Raw genomic sequence first — 15,813 nt, forward strand, 5'->3', positions numbered from 1 at the left:
CGGCGGACTGCCGGGGCCGAGGCGCCCGGCCGGCTACGACGCGACGGACTCCTCGGCCATCGGCGCCACCGCGGGCCCCTCGGTCTGCGCGGTGTTGCGGACGAACCACGCGCCCACGACGGTGATCAGCGAGATGATCGCGCCCACCAGCAGCGCGTTGTGGACGCCGGTCATCTGCGCGGCCACATCGCCCTTGCCGGACTCGGCGCCGGCCACGATGCCCAGCGTCATCACGGTGATGAACAGCGCGGTCCCGGCGGCCGCGGCGACCTGCTGCAGCGTGTTGAGCAGCGCGGAGCCGTGCGAGTACAGGTGCGGCGGGAGCGAGCCGAGCGCCGAGGTGAGCAGCGGCGAGAACAGCAGTGCCAGGCCCACGCTGAGGATCATGTGCCACACCACCACGATCGCCAGCGACGACTCGGCGGAGAAGAAGACGTACATGCCCCACAGGCCGGCGGCGGCCAGGATCGAGCCCGGGATGATCAGCGGGCGCGGACCGATGCGGTCGAAGAGCCGACCGACGAACCAGCCGAGCACACCCATGAGCAGGCCGCCGGGCAGCAGCGCCAGGCCGGACTCGAGGGTCGTGGTGCCCAGGACCTGCTGCATGTAGAGCGGGAGCAGGATCAGGGTGCCGAACAGCGCCATCATGGACAGCAGCATCAGCGTGAGGCTGACGGTGAAGGTGCGGAAGGTGAAGGCCCGCACGTCGAGAAGCGCGTAGTCCTTGAGCGCGAGCTGACGCCACACGAACACCGACAGGGCTGCCACACCCACGAGCACGGGCACCCACGGGGACACCAGCGCGTTGTCGTTGGCGGCCTCACCGAAGGAGCTCAGGCCGAAGATCAGGCCCGCGAAGCCGACGGCCGAGAGCACGCCGGAGAAGATGTCGAGAGGGATCGCGCGGGTGGCGGTGACGTTGCGGATCAGCGTCGCGCCGGCCACCAGCGCGAGCACGCCGATGGGCAGGACGAACCAGAACATCCAGCGCCAGCTCAGCACGTCGAGCACCAGGCCGCCGACGGTGGGGCCGATGGCCGGGGCCACCGCGATCACGATGGAGATCACGCCCATGGTGCGGCCGCGACGGTCGGCGGGCACCACGTTGAGCACGGTGGTCATGAGCAGCGGGATCATGATCGCGGTGCCCACGGCCTGCACCACCCGGCCGGCGACCAGGACCACGAACACCGGGGCCAGCGAGGCCAGCAGGGTGCCGAGGGTGAAGGTGGTCATGGCGATGATGAACACTGTCCGCAGCGGCAGCCGCATGAGCATCCACCCGGTGAACGGGATGACCACGGCCATGGTGAGCATGAACGCCGTGGTGAGCCACTGCGCGGTGGCGGCGGCGACGGCGAACTCCCCCATCAGCTCGGGGATCGCGACCGACATGATGGTCTCGTTGAGGATCACCACGAACGCCGCGGCCACGAGCAGCGCGATCAGCCGCTTGGTGGCGGCGGGAAGCGGCGGGGAGCCAAGGGCGGGGTCGGGCTGTGCGGGGTCGGGCTGTGCGGGGTCGGGCTGGGATGGAGAGAAAGCAGCGGCGGATGACTCAGTCGTCACGGGAATCCTTAGACATTACGGGGCGAAACAAAGTGGGAAGCCCGGCGAGGCCAGACGGCGCGCACGGGAACCCTCGCACTGTACTGCAGGATCTCCGGCAGGCTTGCTGATGTGACCACCATTACTGGGGCGGGTGGGCCGGTGGGGCAGAATCGACGCATGACCGGGATCAGCACGGCGCGCCGCGCGGACGCGGAGACCAGGACCCTGCCGGTGTACCAGGCGGGCGCCGCCGTGATGCCCTTCACCATCACCGGCATGGACGAGCTCGTGGCCCGCGACACCGTGTGGGCGCCGCATTCCCACCCCACCCATGAACTGCTCTGGAACCGGGCGGGCGCGTCCACGGCGACCATCGGACCGCGGACCTGGACCATCACCCCGTCCGTGGGGTTGTGGATCCCGGCGGGTGTGCTCCACTCCGCGGCAGCCCCGGCCGGCACCTGGTACCGGACCGCCCAGGTCGACTCGCGCAGCGCCTCCCCGCTGCCGGCCGAGCCCGTGGCGGTGGAGATGACCCCGCTGCTGACCCTTCTGCTGGAGCGGTTGGTGGACCACACCCTGCAGGCCCGCTCACGAGAGCTCACCGAGCAGATGGTGTTCGACACGCTCGAACCCTCCGCCCACGCCCTGCTGGTGCAGCGACCGACCGCCGAACTGCTGCGCCCGATCGTCACGGCCCTCGAGTCGCATCCCGGCGACGACCGGTCACTGACCGAGTGGGCAGCGCGGCTGGGAGTGAGCGAACGAACCGTGACCAGGGCGTTCCGTGCCGAGACAGGTCTGAGCTTCGGCGCCTGGCAGGCGGCGTTCCGCGCCCAGCACGCATCGGTCCTGCTGGGCAGTGGCGTGCCGGTCGACGAGGTGGCCGTGCGTGTGGGCTACCGCTCGGCGAGCGCCTTCGGCGCGGCCTTCCGCCGGACCACCGGGCTCACCCCGGGGCAGTTCCGCCCAGCCACCAGCCCTGCCACCAGCCCTGCCACCAATTAGGCCACCAGCCCTCTCAGCGGCCCGGGCGTCAACGCCCCGGCGACCCCGAGCCTGTCCGATACGCGATATCCCGCGTCCTGATCGAGCGATTGCGCCGCACCGCGGTACGGTCGTAGTGTCTTAGGCCAGCCTCACCTAATGGTCAGACTGCGTCGGAGGACCCGACGCGGCGCCCGGGTGGGTCCTGCCCTGTTCATCTTCTCCAGAATGAGAGAGCCGCCCTGATGCGTTCTCGCGGTGTTGTCCCCTTCCTGATCGCCACCACGGCCGCCCTCGTGCTGACCGCGTGTGGTTCGTCCGCCGACTCCGAGGAGTCGACGGGTGCGGCCGCGTCCGGCGGGTCCGGGTCGTTCCCCGTGGTGATCGAGCACGCGCTCGGCACCACCACCATCGAAGAGGCGCCCGAGCGGGTGGCCACCGTCGCGTGGGCCAACCACGAGGTGCCGCTCGCCCTGGGGGTCGTCCCGGTGGGGATGGCCGCGGCGACCTTCGGTGACGACGACGGCAACGGCATGCTCCCGTGGGTCGAGGAGCGTCTCGAGGAACTCGACGCGGAGCCCCCCGTGTTGTTCGACGAGACCGACGGGATCGACTTCGAGGCAGTGGCCGACACCGAGCCGGACGTCATCCTGGCCGCCTACTCCGGGCTGACGCAGGAGGACTACGACACCCTGAGCGAGATCGCCCCCGTCGTGGCCTACCCCGACGAGGCGTGGGCCACCTCGTGGCGTGACACGATCCGCTTCAACTCCATGGGGATGGGCATGGAGGCCGAGGGCGACGCCCTGGTCGACGAGCTCGACGCCGAGATCGCCGAGGCCACGGCCGCGCACCCCGAGCTCGAAGGCACCAAGACCATGTTCCTCACCCACGTCGACCCGACCGACCTGAGCACGGTGAACTTCTACACCGCCGCCGACACCCGGGCCGCGTTCTTCGAGGACCTGGGCCTGGCCACGCCGGCCGCCGTGACCGAGGCGTCGGCCAGCGGCAAGTACTCCGGCAGCATCAGCGCCGAGCAGCTGGACCAGTTCGACGACGTCGAGCTGATCGTCACCTACGGCGACCAGGAGCTCGTCGACACCCTCAAGTCCGATCCGCTGCTGTCCCAGATGCCGGCGGTCAAGAACGACGCGATCGTGTTCCTCGACGGCAGCGGCCCGATGGGCACCGCCGCCAACCCCACGCCGCTGGCCATCTCGTGGGTGCTCGACGACTACGTGGCGCAGCTGGCGGAGGCCGTCGGCAACGGCGAGTGAGCGAGACGCACGAGCGCGGCCGGGTGAGCACGGACACCGCCCTCCCGATGCCGGGTGCCGCCACGTCTGCTGTCCGGACGGTGCGGCGCCCGGCGCGGGTCCGGGTGGCGTGGCTCCTGGTGACGATCGCGGTCCTCGTCGTCGTCGTCATCGCCTCGATCTCCATCGGCTCCCGCACGGTCTCCCTCGACGAGATCCTCGCCGCGCTGGGTGGCTCCGCCGACGGCCTCGGCGAGGCCTCCGTGGTCAAGCGGATCTCCCGCACCATCCTGGCGATGCTCGTCGGCGCGGCGCTGGGGCTGGCCGGCGCGGTGATGCAGGGCGTGACCCGCAACCCGCTCGCGGACCCCAGCATCCTGGGCGTGACCATGGGCGCCTCGCTGGCCGTGGTGGTGGGGATCGCGTACTTCGGGCTGTGGACCTACACCGGGTACATCTGGACCGCGATCGTCGGCGCCGGGATCGCCGCGGTGTTCGTCTACACGGTCGGCTCCCTCGGGCGCGGCGGGGCCACCCCGCTCAAGCTCGTCCTGGCCGGCGCGGCGACCTCGGCGGCGGCCACCTCGTTCATCAGCGCGGTGGTCCTGCCGCGCGGGGACATCGCCGGCGGCGTGCGCTCCTGGCAGGTCGGGGGCGTCGGCGGGGCCAGCACCGAGGCGATCGAGCAGGTGCTGCCGTTCCTCGTGGTGGGCGCCCTGATCTGCTTCCTCGCCGCCCGTCCGCTCAACTCGCTGGCCCTCGGAGACGACCTGGCCGCGGGGCTCGGCGAGCGTGTGGTCCTGACCAGGGCCGTGGGCGCGCTCGGGTCGGTGCTGCTGTGCGGCGCCGCGACCGCCGTGGCCGGCCCCATCGCCTTCGTGGGACTCATCGTCCCCCACACCTGCCGCCTGCTGGTCGGAGTGGACCACCGCTGGCTGCTGCCGTTCTCGGCGCTCATCGGGGCCATCCTCGTCACCGCCTCGGACGTCCTCGGCCGCGTGGTGGCCCGGCCGGAGGAGATCGACGTGGGCATCATCACCGCGCTCGTGGGCGCCCCGATCTTCATCGCGATCGTCCGCCGCCAGAAGGTCCGGGAGGTGTGATGACGACGACGAGCAACGCCGCGACCTCGAACCCCCCGGCCACCCCTGCTCCGGCCCCGAACGCCCCGGCCACCTCCTCCCTGACCACCGCCCGCCCGGCGTCCGTCGAGCTGATCACCCGCGGTCGCCGAGGCCGGAGGCGACGGCGGTTAATCGTCATGACCGCGCTCGCCCTGGTGGCCGCTGCGCTGTTCGCGGCCAGCCTCATGGTGGGCCGGACGTTCTACCCCCCGGCCGACGTACTGCGCGTGATCCTGGGCCAGGACGTGGCCGGCGCCTCGTTCACCGTCGGGCGGCTGCGCCTGCCCCGCGCGGTGCTCGCCGTGCTCACCGGCGTCTGCTTCGGCATCGGCGGCGTGACGTTCCAGACCATGCTGCGCAACCCGCTGGCCTCCCCCGACATCATCGGCATCAGCTCCGGCGCCAGCGCGGCGGCGGCGTTCGCGATCGTGGTCCTGGGTCTGGGCGGCGCGCAGGTGTCGGCGTTCGCGATCGTCATGGGGATCGCGGTGGCCCTGGCCATCTACCTGCTGGCCTACCGCGGCGGAGTGGTGGGTACGCGGCTGGTGCTGATCGGCATCGGCACCGCGGCCATGCTCAACGCGGCCACCAACTACATCCTCAAGACCGCGCCGCAGTGGGAGCTGCAGGAGGCCATGCGGTGGATCACCGGCAGCCTCAACGGCGCCTCGTGGTCTCAGGTGCAGCCGGTGCTGGTGGCCTGCCTGGTGTTCGCCCCGGTGCTGCTGCTCAAGTCCCGCGACCTGTCCATGCTGCGGCTGGGCGACGACACCGCGTCCGCGCTCGGCGTGCGCACCGAGCTCACCCGGATCATGCTCATCGTGGCCGCCGTCGGCCTGATCGCCTTCGCCACCGCCGCCGCCGGGCCCATCGCCTTTGTGGCCTTCCTGTCCGGGCCCATCGCCGCGCGCCTGGTGGGGCCGCACGGCTCGCCGCTCGTGCCGGCGGCGCTGGTGGGCGTGGTGCTGGTGCTCGGCGCGGACCTGGTCGGCCAGTACGCGTTCGGCTCCCGCTACCCGGTGGGCGTGATCACCGGGGTGCTCGGCGCGCCGTACCTCATCTATCTCATCGCCCGTAGCAATCGCACCGGAGGCTCACTGTGACCACCGACCACTCCCTCCACGCGACCGGCCTCGACCTGGGCTACCGCGACCGGACCGTCATCCACGACCTGGAGCTCCAGGTGCCGCCGGGCCGGATCACCGCGATCGTGGGCGCCAACGCGTGCGGCAAATCCACACTGCTGCGGTCCATGTCCCGGCTGCTGAGGCCCCGCGGCGGACAGGTGCTCCTGGACGGCGAACAGGTGCATCGCATCCCCGCCAAGAAGCTGGCCCGCACGCTGGGCCTGCTCCCCCAGTCCCCCATCGCGCCGGAGGGGATCACCGTCTCCGACCTGGTGGGCCGCGGGCGCAACCCCCATCAGGGGATGCTCTCGAGGTGGAGTCGGGACGACGACGAGGCCGTGGCCGCAGCACTCGAGGCCACCGGCACCCTCGAGCTGGCCGACCGGGCCGTGGACGAGTTGTCCGGCGGTCAGCGTCAGCGCGTCTGGATTGCCATGGCCCTGGCCCAGCACACCGACCTGCTGCTGCTCGACGAGCCCACCACGTTCCTCGACGTGGCCCACCAGGTGGAGGTGCTGGACCTGCTGGTGGACCTCAACCGCGACCGCGGCACCACCATCGTGATGGTCCTGCACGACCTCAACCTGGCCGCCCGCTACGCCGACCACCTGGTGGCGCTGGCCGACGGGCGCGTGCACTGCGCCGGCGCGCCGCGGGAGGTGTTCACCACCGAGATGGTGAGCGCGGTGTTCGGGCTCGACTCGGTGGTGATCCCCGACCCCACGTCCGGCCGGCCGCTGATGCTCCCGCTGGGGCGGCACGGGGTACGCGGAGAGCACGGGGTTCACGGTCAGCATGGGGTTCGCCGTGAGCACGGGGTGATGATCGGGCAGGGCGTGGACGCGGGGTAGACGCGCCTCCGGCGTGTGCGCCCTCCCTGCACGCACTCCCCCGGCTGCGCGCCCCGCTCAGCCGAGGTGGGTGCGGAACCAGTCGAGCTGCTGGGGCGCCGAGATCTCGAACTGCTCGTCCACGTAGGCCTCGAAGTGACCGCCGGGGATCACGAGGACCTTCTTGGGCTCGCGGGCCCGCTGGAACGCCTCGAGAGACAGGTCGGCGGGGGTCAGCACGTCCCCGGAGGCCACGACCATCATCAGCGGGGTCGGCGAGATCCGGTCGATCGACGCACCCGGGATGTACTCGATGAACTTCTCGACAGACCTCAGGGTCACCTCGTTGCTCCACGTGGTCGCACGTTCCTGGATGGGTCCGAAGAAGAAGTCGTGGGTGTCCTGGGTGGGGAGCACGCACGGCTCGTCGGGCGAGTCCTTCCAGGTCACCGGGATGGTCAGAGGCTCGTCGCCGTTCTGCCGGCCGGCGCGGTCGGCGTTGAAGCCCTCCCGCAGGCCATCCCACATGTCTGCTCGGATGAGCCGGCGGGCGTTGGCCAGGCCGTCGACCAGGGGAACCTGGGCGACCACGCACCCGACGCGACGGTCGTTGGCCGCCACCACCAGCACGTGGGCCCCGCTGTAGCTCGATCCCCAGATCCCGATACGCCGGGAGTCGATACCTTCCTGGGTCGAGATCCAGGTGATCGCGTCGCGGTAGTCCGAGATCTGCTCCAGGGGGTCGATCTCGGCGGGGCGCGGGCCGTCGCTGGCGCCCAGTGCACGGTTGTCGTAGACCAGGACGTCGAAGCCGCCGCCGTGGAAGTGCTCGGCGAAGTCGTCGAGATACATCTCCTTGGTGGCGGAGAAGCCGTGGGCCATCACGATGACCGGCCGGGAATCGCCGGATCCCTTGTACCACCAGCCGCGCAGGGTGGTGCCGTCCTCTGTGTCGAACTGGATGTCCTCGCGCACGGTGTGCTCCTCCGGGTCCGGGTCTCACACGGATGGGTCGGGAGACCTTCCTTGTCGAGTATGAGACGGCCATCACACCGTGGATATGGCCGTGCCTGCAGAGGCCGTTGTCACCCACTGCAGCCCGGCGATCACCGCCACGGGCTGATCAGACGGTCGGCCGCCTGCGATGGACACCGGGGGTCACACCGAACTCCGCGCGGTAGGCCTTGGTGAACGAGGCCTGGTCGGCGAAACCCCACCCCGCGGCGATCTCACCGATCGACCTCTCCGGGTGGCCCGACAGGTCCCGCGTTGCGCGGTGCAGCCGGCGTCGGCGGACGTGGCTGCGCAGGGTCGTGCCCCGATCGGCGAACAGTTGGTAGACCGCCCGCACGGAGACGTGGAGGTACTCGGCCACGTCCTCGGCGGTGGTCGAGGCGGGCAGACGGCTCTCGACCAGGTCGATCGCGCGGCGCCACCGCTCGGACGAGTGGTCCGACGGCGTAACTGTGTGCCCGTCGACGGCGAGGTAGAGCAGTTCCCGCATCGCCGAGGCGAGTGGGGCGGCCGACTGGGCGGCCAGATCGGTATCGGAGGTGGACTCCACCGCGCCGATCAACGACCTGATCGCGAGAGTCCGCGCCGGCGGCAGCGGACCCGCCTCGAGCAGGTCGACCAGGTACGGGGTCCAGCCCTCGAGCACCGCCCGCGGGAAGAACACCGTGTACTTGGTCAGCCCCGCCTCGCACACGAAGGTCCCCTGCGCGCGGGTGTCCCACAGGAACGCCTGACCGGGTCCGATCTCGGCGGCCGCTCCCCCGACCTCGACCCGCTCGCGGCCGGCCGTCACGATCAACAGTCCGATCCGGCTGTCATCGACGCCGTCGATGTCCCCGCTGGTCCGTGTCCCGGAGCAGGGCGGCGCATCGCAGTAGACCACCTCGGTGTCCGCGATCTCGTACCGCCGGACGCGGTAGGCATCTGTATCCGAGTCCTGCCGCACCCGCCACCCGTAGTGCCATCCGGTGACCACATCGGCGCTCTGCGGCGTGTCCGCGCCGAAGGCCGATCGGCTCGGAGCATGCGGCAGGACGAGGGCCATGTGGTAATGGTCACATATCGGGCGGCGTCCGGCTCGGGTACGGCGTCTCCGGAGGCGGGCTCAGATCTCCGGCAGCCGGTCCTCGCCCCAGCTCGAGTGGATCAGGTCGGTCACCCTGGCGATCTCCTCCGCCGTCACCGACCCGGTCTCGCCGGGCTCGAGGGTGTCGAAGTGGAAGATGTAGAGCCGCGAGGCGAACTCCTCGAACGGCAGCGACGACTCGCCGAAGCGTTCGCCGTTGCCGGCGGTGCTCACCACCACGCCGTTGCCCCAGTCCTGCCCGCTGTCGTTGTTGGGGTTGAAGAAGTAGACACGCATGGTCTCGTCCGGATCCAGCGCCACGCGCAGGATCGTGATGGCGTGCCAGCCCACGAATCGCGCGGAGCTGTCGGTCACGGCCACGCCGGCGGGCTGCGGGTGGATCAGCGGCTGGTTGCCGTTGTGGAACGGGTGGTAGCTGCCGTAGAAGTGTCGCAGGAAGTCCTCGAGCCCTGTCAGCCTGCCGGACTCCACGTCCACGTTGATGCGGAATCCCCGCGCGGCCCACCAGCCGTGGAACTCGGGGTTGACCCAGCGGTGGGGGTCTCCCTCGCGGTCGGCGCAGAGCCGGCCCATCTCGGCGTAGATCCGGTCCAGGTGCGGCACGACGAGCAGGGAGACCGGGTCCAGGTCGAGGGGAAGCGTCTCCGCCAGGCCCGCCTCGAGCTCGCGGGAGGACAGTGGGCGGCCCTCGAAGTGCATGACCACCTCGTTGTCCCGCGCCGCCCAGGCGATGGTCTGCAGCAGGTAGTCGGGGTCGTTGTACGCCCACATGGACAGCGCGCGGGCGGACTGGCAGGTGGGATTGTCGCCCTGACCCACGCCCAGGGGCTGGCCCAGCATGGACAGCGTCCCGGACAGCAGCCAGATCCGGCCCGGATGCTCCGGGCCGTAGGCCAGCGCCAGGCGCTCGTTCGCGTAGTCCGACAGGGGCAGGGCCAACAGCCGCCACAGTGCGGGCGCGACGGCCGGCTGGAACAGGATCCCGCGCTCGAGCAGCAACGCCAGTCCGTAGACCGACTGCGCGGTCTCGGGGTGGACAGCCGCGTCGATCAGCGCGTCGACGAGGCCGTGGAAGCACAACAGGCTCTCGCGGCCGGTGCTCGACAGCCCGAGCGCCTCGCTGAGCAGGAAGCTGCCCTTCTCGCGCAGGAACCGCAGCAGGACGGGGTGGTACGCCGAGACCAGTCCCGTGTCGTGCATCGACCGCGCGAAGCCGGCGGCCTCGTACTGCAGGGCTCCCTCGTCCATCGACTCCAGGCGGGAGCGGTAGATGTCCACCCCGGGGTCTTCCCGACTCGCCTCGGTGGTGCCGAAGATGCTGCTGATCAGTCGGTCGACGCCGAACCCGCCGGTGCTGGTGTCCACCTCGGGGTCGTGGCGCGCGATGGCGATCTGCGTGATGGTCTGCTTGATGTGATCGACCTGGATCGGGCGTTGGCGCAGGATCCGCCAGATCTCCTCCACCAGCTGGTCCAGGACGCTGTCGAACCCGATCTCCCCGGCGATGTGCGCCAGGGACGTGCGGGTCACCTTGGCCATCCGGCCCTGCTGCACCCGCTCCGCCTCGGTGGCCGCGGTGAACAACAGCGAGGCGTTGGTGGCCAGCACCTCCTTGAGATGCTGGAACGCCTCCTCCGCCGACACATCGGGGTGCGAGTACTCCCCCTTGGCCACCGCGACCAGGCGGAGGTCGCTGACGATCTCCATCACGGCCGTGTCCGCGTTGGGGCTGCGGAGCGACCCGGCGCTCAGGGCCGGGACCAGTGAGCTCGGCGACGCCCAGTCCGTCCCCTCGTACAGTCCGGCGGACTCGAGCTCCTGGGCCATCGACTGCACGGCCCGGGCGCCGCCGTCCTGGAGCAGGACCAGGCGCAGGCCGTCGAGCACGCGCCGCTTCGGCGTGGACTTGCCGACGTCCCCGGCGTCGGCGAGGGCCCTGGTCGCGTCGACGAGCGAGGCCACCCGCTTGTCGAGTACTCGCGTCACGTCGGGCGCATCGTTAGCCACTTGGGTTCACTCTCCAGATCTCCGGGCGAGGGTGCCCGCCCCCGGTACCGTACCCACGCCGTCGCAGCGGATGGCCCGTCACACGTAGAAGTCGAGCTCCTCCTGGCGCGCCAGGAGGGTCCGCATCTCGTAGGCGTCGTCGCCGAAGAAGTAGACCAGGCCCCAGTGGGTGCCGAAGGCGGTCCGCTTGGTGACGGTCTCCTCTACGGGTGCGGTGAGCTCGTGGGATTCGAAGTACTCGTGGTCCTCGGTCTCCTCGGGGATCTCGAGCGTGGAGACCACACGACGCCGCGGGTAGACACCGAAGCAGCCCGCGTGCCCGGTGGCGTCGACCACCTCGCGCGGGAAGAACGCGGTGATCTCCTCCTCGGTGGTCTTGGGGTCGAACGCGAGCACCAGGCCCTGGTAGGCGTTGAAGCCGTAGGCGCGCTCGAGCAGCTCGAAGACCTTGAACCCCGGCGGGCGGTAGGCCACCTCGCCGAAGTACATCTCGCCGTCGCTGGTGACGAAGTACTCCGGGTGCACGAACCCGAACTTGATGTCGAAGGTCTTGATGAGCTTCTCGATCTGCCGCGTGATCTCCGGCCGGTACTTCTCGAGTTCCGGCGAGGCCGGCACGAACACCGAGTAGCCGAGCGTCACGTACTCGGAGATGTTGAGGAACACGATCTTGCCGTTGTGCACCCACGCCTCGACCGCGAACTCCCAGCCGTCGAGGTGGGACTCCATGAGGACCGGGAACTCCTCGTCGGGGATCGTGTCCACCTCGTCCGGGGTGCGGATGACGCGGTGTCCCAGGCAGCCGGCCTTGTCGAAGGCCTTGAGGTGGATCGGGTCGTTGGGGTCGCCGTCGAGCTTGAGCAGGGTCTGGTTGACGCGCTTGAGAAAGCGGATCACGTCGTCGCGCTCGTGGGCCTCCTCGAAGATCCCCACGCGGATCCCGCCGAGCTGGGCGCGGCGCTTCATCAGCGCCTTGTCGCGCAGCAGCAGCGACTGGCCGTACAGCGTCGGGTTGTCCATGAGCATGGAGTTGATCGCGCCCGCCCACTCGACGGTCTCCTCGAACAGCGGGATCGCCACGTCGACGCCCATGTCCTTGAGGGTCTCGGCGATCTCCATGGACCGGTCGTTGAGTCGCTCGAAGTTCCAGGGGACGAACGGGATGTTGTGCTGGCGGCAGTAGTCCTCGGCCCAGTCCGGGGCCACCACGACGTAGCGGCGGTCGAACCGGTCCACGGCGTCGACCGCGTTGGGCGCCCAGCCGAGCAGCGCCACGTACCCCTTGGACGGGTCGCGTCGCTTCTCGTTGCCGTCCTGCGTCGCCAGCGAACTCCTGTCCGCCTCGGTGGTGGTCGTTTCTGCTGTGGAGATCTGCACGCTGACATTGCCTCCTGGGTTGGGGCGCGGGCTGGTGGGCCACCAACCTACCCAAGGAGGCGGGACCTGTGGCCGGAGGCACGGGCCGCCCAGGTGAGGCGGCGTGGGGCCGGGTGCCGCACCATCGGCGAGTCATCCGGCAGACCGTCGGTCCTACCGTCCGAGCACCGTGTCGAGCCAGTCGAACGCGCGCTGGCTGAACAGCGCCGCTGCCCCCGCTTCGTCGTGTTCACCGGCTCCTTCCGCGTTGGTGAACTCGATCATCGTCTTGGGCGCGGTGAGGGCGTCGAAGAGACTCTGCGCGTCGACGATGCGCGGGTCGTTCTGGCCGGTGGTCAGCAGGACGGGGCAGTCGATGCGGTCGGCGAGGCCGTCCAGCGTGAACGACCTCAGTTCGCGCAGGTAGTCGACCGGGGTCGCGCATCCGTGCGTGAGCATCCCCCGCCCCACCGAGAAGTTCAGCCCCGGTGACTGCTCCATCCCGGCGCGGACCACCGTGTTGAGCAGCTCATCGTCGTCCCCCGTGTCCAGGTCGGCGCGGTACTCCTCCGGGAGGAGCAGCGAGGCGTTGGCTCCCGGGGCGTACTGCGGGGCGTCGGCGATCACGGCGGCGAGGCGGTGCTCGGCTGTGGCGGCGCGGGGCGCGAGGTGGCCGCCCCAGCTGCGGCCCATCGCCGCGATCCGGGAGGCGTCGACCTCCGGACGGGCGACCAGCCAGTCGACCTGAGCGGTGACGACCGCCTCCCAGTCGTGCCGGAAGTGCAGGTCGCGCTCGACCAGCGCCGCGCCCTGGCCCGGGCCGTCCATCATGAGGACGGCATAACCGCGCCGCAACGCCGCGACACCGCCGGCGACGTACGTCTCCTCCATCGTGCCGTCGTATCCGCCGACCAGGATCACCGTGGGGAACGGTCCCGGGCCGGGCGGGGTCGCGAAGTAGCCGTCGAGTTCGGCCCCTTCGTACGGGACTGTGACCTGCTGGAAGGGATGGTCCATCAACTCGACCGCTCTGCGGAAGGCGTCCCTCTGACGTGCGTTCGCCGTGACGAACCGGGGATCCATCGGAGGGGCGTACATGAAGACCCCGGAGATACGGAAGTACGTGGTCGCGCGGAGGAACCCCTCCCGCGCGCTCACCCGGTGACCGGCGGCGAGACTCTTCTCCGCATCCGCGAGAATCCGTTCCCCGAGTGCGTTCCATTCGGCGTTCCAGGCGTCTCTGTCCCCGTCGGGGATCCTGCGCGCGGTGATGAACGCCTCCCCGACGTCGGCTCCGCCCGTCGGGATGGTGTCCAGCACGCGGAGGAACTGGCCGTCGAACCTGCTGTCCCGGAAGGCCAGTGCGGTGAGCGTGGGCTCGCCGGGGCCTTCATCTCCGTCCGCGGCCCGGGTTGTCGCATCTGGTGAAGTGTTCGTGGCCATGTCCACACCTCGTCGTCACTGGTGGTCATCCCTGGTCGGATCGCCGCTCCCATCATCGCGCACCCGGTGCCCGTCACGTGCGTGAATCCGACGTGATGCGGTGGCCGCCGACGATGCCACCGGGTCACTGGGTCACCGGGTCACGGACGATGCCGCCGGGTCACCGACGCCGGACGGTGATCCGCCCTCCTCGGTGAGGCGCGAACGCGACGCCGCGGGAGTGCCACTTCTCGTCCCGCTCGTCCGTCGGGACGATCTCGTACATGCTCAGCAGGGTGCGCAGCACGACGTCCATCTCCATCGTCGCGAACGCCGCGCCGATGCACCGCCGGGTCCCGCCGCCGAAGGGCAGCCAGGCCGGCGGTGGTGTGGTGTCGAGGAAGCGGGTCGGGTCGAAGCGCTCGGGCTCGGCGAAGTGCACGCTGTCGTCGTGCAGCAGCGAGATCGCGACCATCACGTTGTACCCGCGCGGGATGCGCCACGGGCCCAGGTCGAGGTGCGGCGCCTGCACGTTGCGTCCGGCGAGGTCGATGACCGGCCGGCTGCGCTGCACCTCCAGGATCGTCGCGTGCCGGTAGTCGGTCCCCCCGGCGTCGACCTCGGCGACCAGCTCGTCCAGCACCGCGGGGTTCCGGCTGAGCCGCTCCAGGGCCCAGGCGAGCGTCGTCGCCGTGGTCTCGTGTCCCGCAACGAGCAGTGCGGTGAGCTCGTCGCGGATCTCCTCGTCCGTCATGGACGATCCGTCGTCGTAGGCGCTCTGCAGCATCATCGCCAGGATGTCGTCGCGCTCGTCGAGTCGGTCGTCGCGGCGACCCCGGGCGATGAGTGCGGTGATCGCGTCGTCGTACACCTTCTTGTAGCGGGCGAACCGACCGCGCGGGCCCAAAGACCCCACCCCCACAGCGCCCACGCGCCCCGGCAGTTCCGGGGTGATCACCACCGCCGAGCCGGCCTCCACCATGGGCGGGATCACGCGGCGCAGCGTGACGAGCTCGTCGTCCCGCGCGCCGAACACCGTCCGGATGATGATGTCCAGCGTGATGCGCGTCATCGACGGCATTGAGGCGAACGGACGGCCGACGATCCACGAGTCGAGTTCGCGCCGAGTCTCCTCCTCCACGACCGCCTCGTAGCCCGTGATGCGCCTGCCGTGCAGAGGCGGGGTGAGCAGCTTGCGTCGCCGACGGTGGTCGGTGCCCTCGAGCGCGAACATCGACTGCTCCCCCAGGACCCGGCCCAGATTGGGGTCGACGTTGGTCAGCGACTGCTGCGGGGCGGTGAAGAGATCCCTGGCCAGGGCGGGGTCGGAGATGATCACCGCGCGCCCGTAGATGGGCAGGTGCACGGTGACGGCGTCGCCGTATCTCGCCTGCAGCCGCTGGAGCACTCGGCGCCGGGCGAGGCCGAAGCCCACGCCCTGGATCGACCTGGGCAGCGGGGGGCCGGGCGGGAGCAGGGGTGCGCCGTCGTCGCCGGTTGGGTTTCTCCCGGACGCGGAGGGAACCGTCCTGTCCGTCACGCTGTCCATGGGATCGCATCCTCGGCCTCGGGTGAAGTGCGGGGCGCCGTTCAGCCTACGTGCCGGAAATGCGGTGGTGGCCGCAGTTGGTGCGACGACGACGAGGACTTCCCCTGCCGCCCGGCACCGCACCCAATCCGCCGCGACCCCGGCGTCGAATCCCGGGCATGCACTCCGCTTCGCAGTCCCCTCGCCCCGCCGACTTCCACGTCGCGGCGAACGGTGCGGACGTGGCAGGGCTCTTCGCCAACCCACGGGACGCCGACGCCGGGCACGACTCGCCTGAGCCTGCCGAGCCCGAGCGAGGGGACTTCCTCGGCGCCATGCGCGCATCATGGGACGACTGGATGCCAGTCGCCACCACGGGCTGGGGCGCGGTGGTACTCATCGCCCCGCTGCTCGCGGTGCATGCCCTCGTCTGGGCCTTCGGCGGGCGCCGGCCCCGGTAGGTGCGCCGCTTCGACTAGGGCGTGTCTCCCATAGTTAAGCGGTAACCCGCGAGACCG

The 15,813-nt window shown here is 70.5% G+C and carries 13 protein-coding genes; 6 read left to right on the top strand and 7 right to left on the bottom strand.

Features of this window, described 5'->3' with window-relative positions:
• Positions 1 to 33 precede the first annotated feature (33 nt).
• A complete protein-coding gene (locus tag G6031_RS06085) occupies positions 34 to 1,572 on the bottom strand; it encodes a DHA2 family efflux MFS transporter permease subunit (RefSeq protein ID WP_182652760.1) in 1,539 nt (512 codons plus the stop codon).
• Positions 1,573 to 1,731: 159 nt separating this feature from the next.
• On the opposite strand from G6031_RS06085, the gene G6031_RS06090 reads away from it, so the two are divergent.
• The 5 genes from G6031_RS06090 (at position 1,732) to G6031_RS06110 (ending at position 6,902) form a co-directional block, all read left to right on the top strand.
• Complete coding sequence (locus G6031_RS06090; protein WP_182652761.1) at positions 1,732 to 2,562, top strand: AraC family transcriptional regulator; 831 nt, start codon at positions 1,732 to 1,734, stop codon at positions 2,560 to 2,562.
• 224 nt (positions 2,563 to 2,786) lie between these two features.
• Positions 2,787 to 3,821, top strand: a complete 1,035-nt coding sequence (locus tag G6031_RS06095; protein WP_182652762.1) for an iron-siderophore ABC transporter substrate-binding protein — start codon at positions 2,787 to 2,789, stop codon at positions 3,819 to 3,821.
• Positions 3,822 to 3,868: 47 nt separating this feature from the next.
• On the top strand, positions 3,869 to 4,903 hold the full coding sequence (locus G6031_RS06100; protein ID WP_182652772.1) for an iron ABC transporter permease: 1,035 nt from the start codon (positions 3,869 to 3,871) through the stop codon (positions 4,901 to 4,903).
• Positions 4,903 to 6,027, top strand: a complete 1,125-nt coding sequence (locus G6031_RS06105; protein WP_241737221.1) for an iron chelate uptake ABC transporter family permease subunit — start codon at positions 4,903 to 4,905, stop codon at positions 6,025 to 6,027. The genes G6031_RS06100 and G6031_RS06105 overlap by 1 nt, the downstream gene beginning before the upstream one ends.
• Positions 6,024 to 6,902 (top strand): ATP-binding cassette domain-containing protein, encoded by an 879-nt coding sequence (locus tag G6031_RS06110; protein ID WP_182652763.1) that lies wholly within the window; start codon positions 6,024 to 6,026, stop codon positions 6,900 to 6,902. The genes G6031_RS06105 and G6031_RS06110 overlap by 4 nt, the downstream gene beginning before the upstream one ends.
• Before the next feature lie 57 nt (positions 6,903 to 6,959).
• Here G6031_RS06110 and G6031_RS06115 read toward each other — a convergent pair whose 3' ends face one another.
• From G6031_RS06115 to G6031_RS06140, 6 genes are all read right to left on the bottom strand, one after another.
• Positions 6,960 to 7,856, bottom strand: coding sequence for an alpha/beta fold hydrolase (locus G6031_RS06115; protein ID WP_182652764.1), 897 nt, complete (start codon positions 7,854 to 7,856; stop codon positions 6,960 to 6,962).
• Between the two features lie 148 nt (positions 7,857 to 8,004).
• Complete coding sequence (locus G6031_RS06120) at positions 8,005 to 8,940, bottom strand: helix-turn-helix domain-containing protein (RefSeq protein ID WP_182652765.1); 936 nt, start codon at positions 8,938 to 8,940, stop codon at positions 8,005 to 8,007.
• 60 nt (positions 8,941 to 9,000) lie between these two features.
• Positions 9,001 to 10,989, bottom strand: coding sequence for a hypothetical protein (locus tag G6031_RS06125; protein WP_182652766.1), 1,989 nt, complete (start codon positions 10,987 to 10,989; stop codon positions 9,001 to 9,003).
• Between the two features lie 78 nt (positions 10,990 to 11,067).
• The gene (locus G6031_RS06130; RefSeq protein WP_346034641.1) at positions 11,068 to 12,366 is read right to left on the bottom strand and encodes an ATP-grasp domain-containing protein; all 1,299 of its coding nucleotides are present in this window, start codon (positions 12,364 to 12,366) and stop codon (positions 11,068 to 11,070) included.
• 153 nt (positions 12,367 to 12,519) lie between these two features.
• A complete protein-coding gene (locus tag G6031_RS06135) occupies positions 12,520 to 13,788 on the bottom strand; it encodes an alpha/beta fold hydrolase (protein ID WP_182652767.1) in 1,269 nt (422 codons plus the stop codon).
• Between the two features lie 160 nt (positions 13,789 to 13,948).
• Positions 13,949 to 15,316, bottom strand: coding sequence for a cytochrome P450 (locus G6031_RS06140; protein WP_241737222.1), 1,368 nt, complete (start codon positions 15,314 to 15,316; stop codon positions 13,949 to 13,951).
• 158 nt (positions 15,317 to 15,474) lie between these two features.
• On the opposite strand from G6031_RS06140, the gene G6031_RS06145 reads away from it, so the two are divergent.
• Positions 15,475 to 15,756 (top strand): hypothetical protein, encoded by a 282-nt coding sequence (locus tag G6031_RS06145; RefSeq protein WP_182652768.1) that lies wholly within the window; start codon positions 15,475 to 15,477, stop codon positions 15,754 to 15,756.
• Positions 15,757 to 15,813: the final 57 nt, after the last annotated feature.

This window comes from Dietzia sp. CQ4 (assembly GCF_014145125.1).
Taxonomy (GTDB): Bacteria; Actinomycetota; Actinomycetes; order Mycobacteriales; family Mycobacteriaceae; genus Dietzia; species Dietzia natronolimnaea.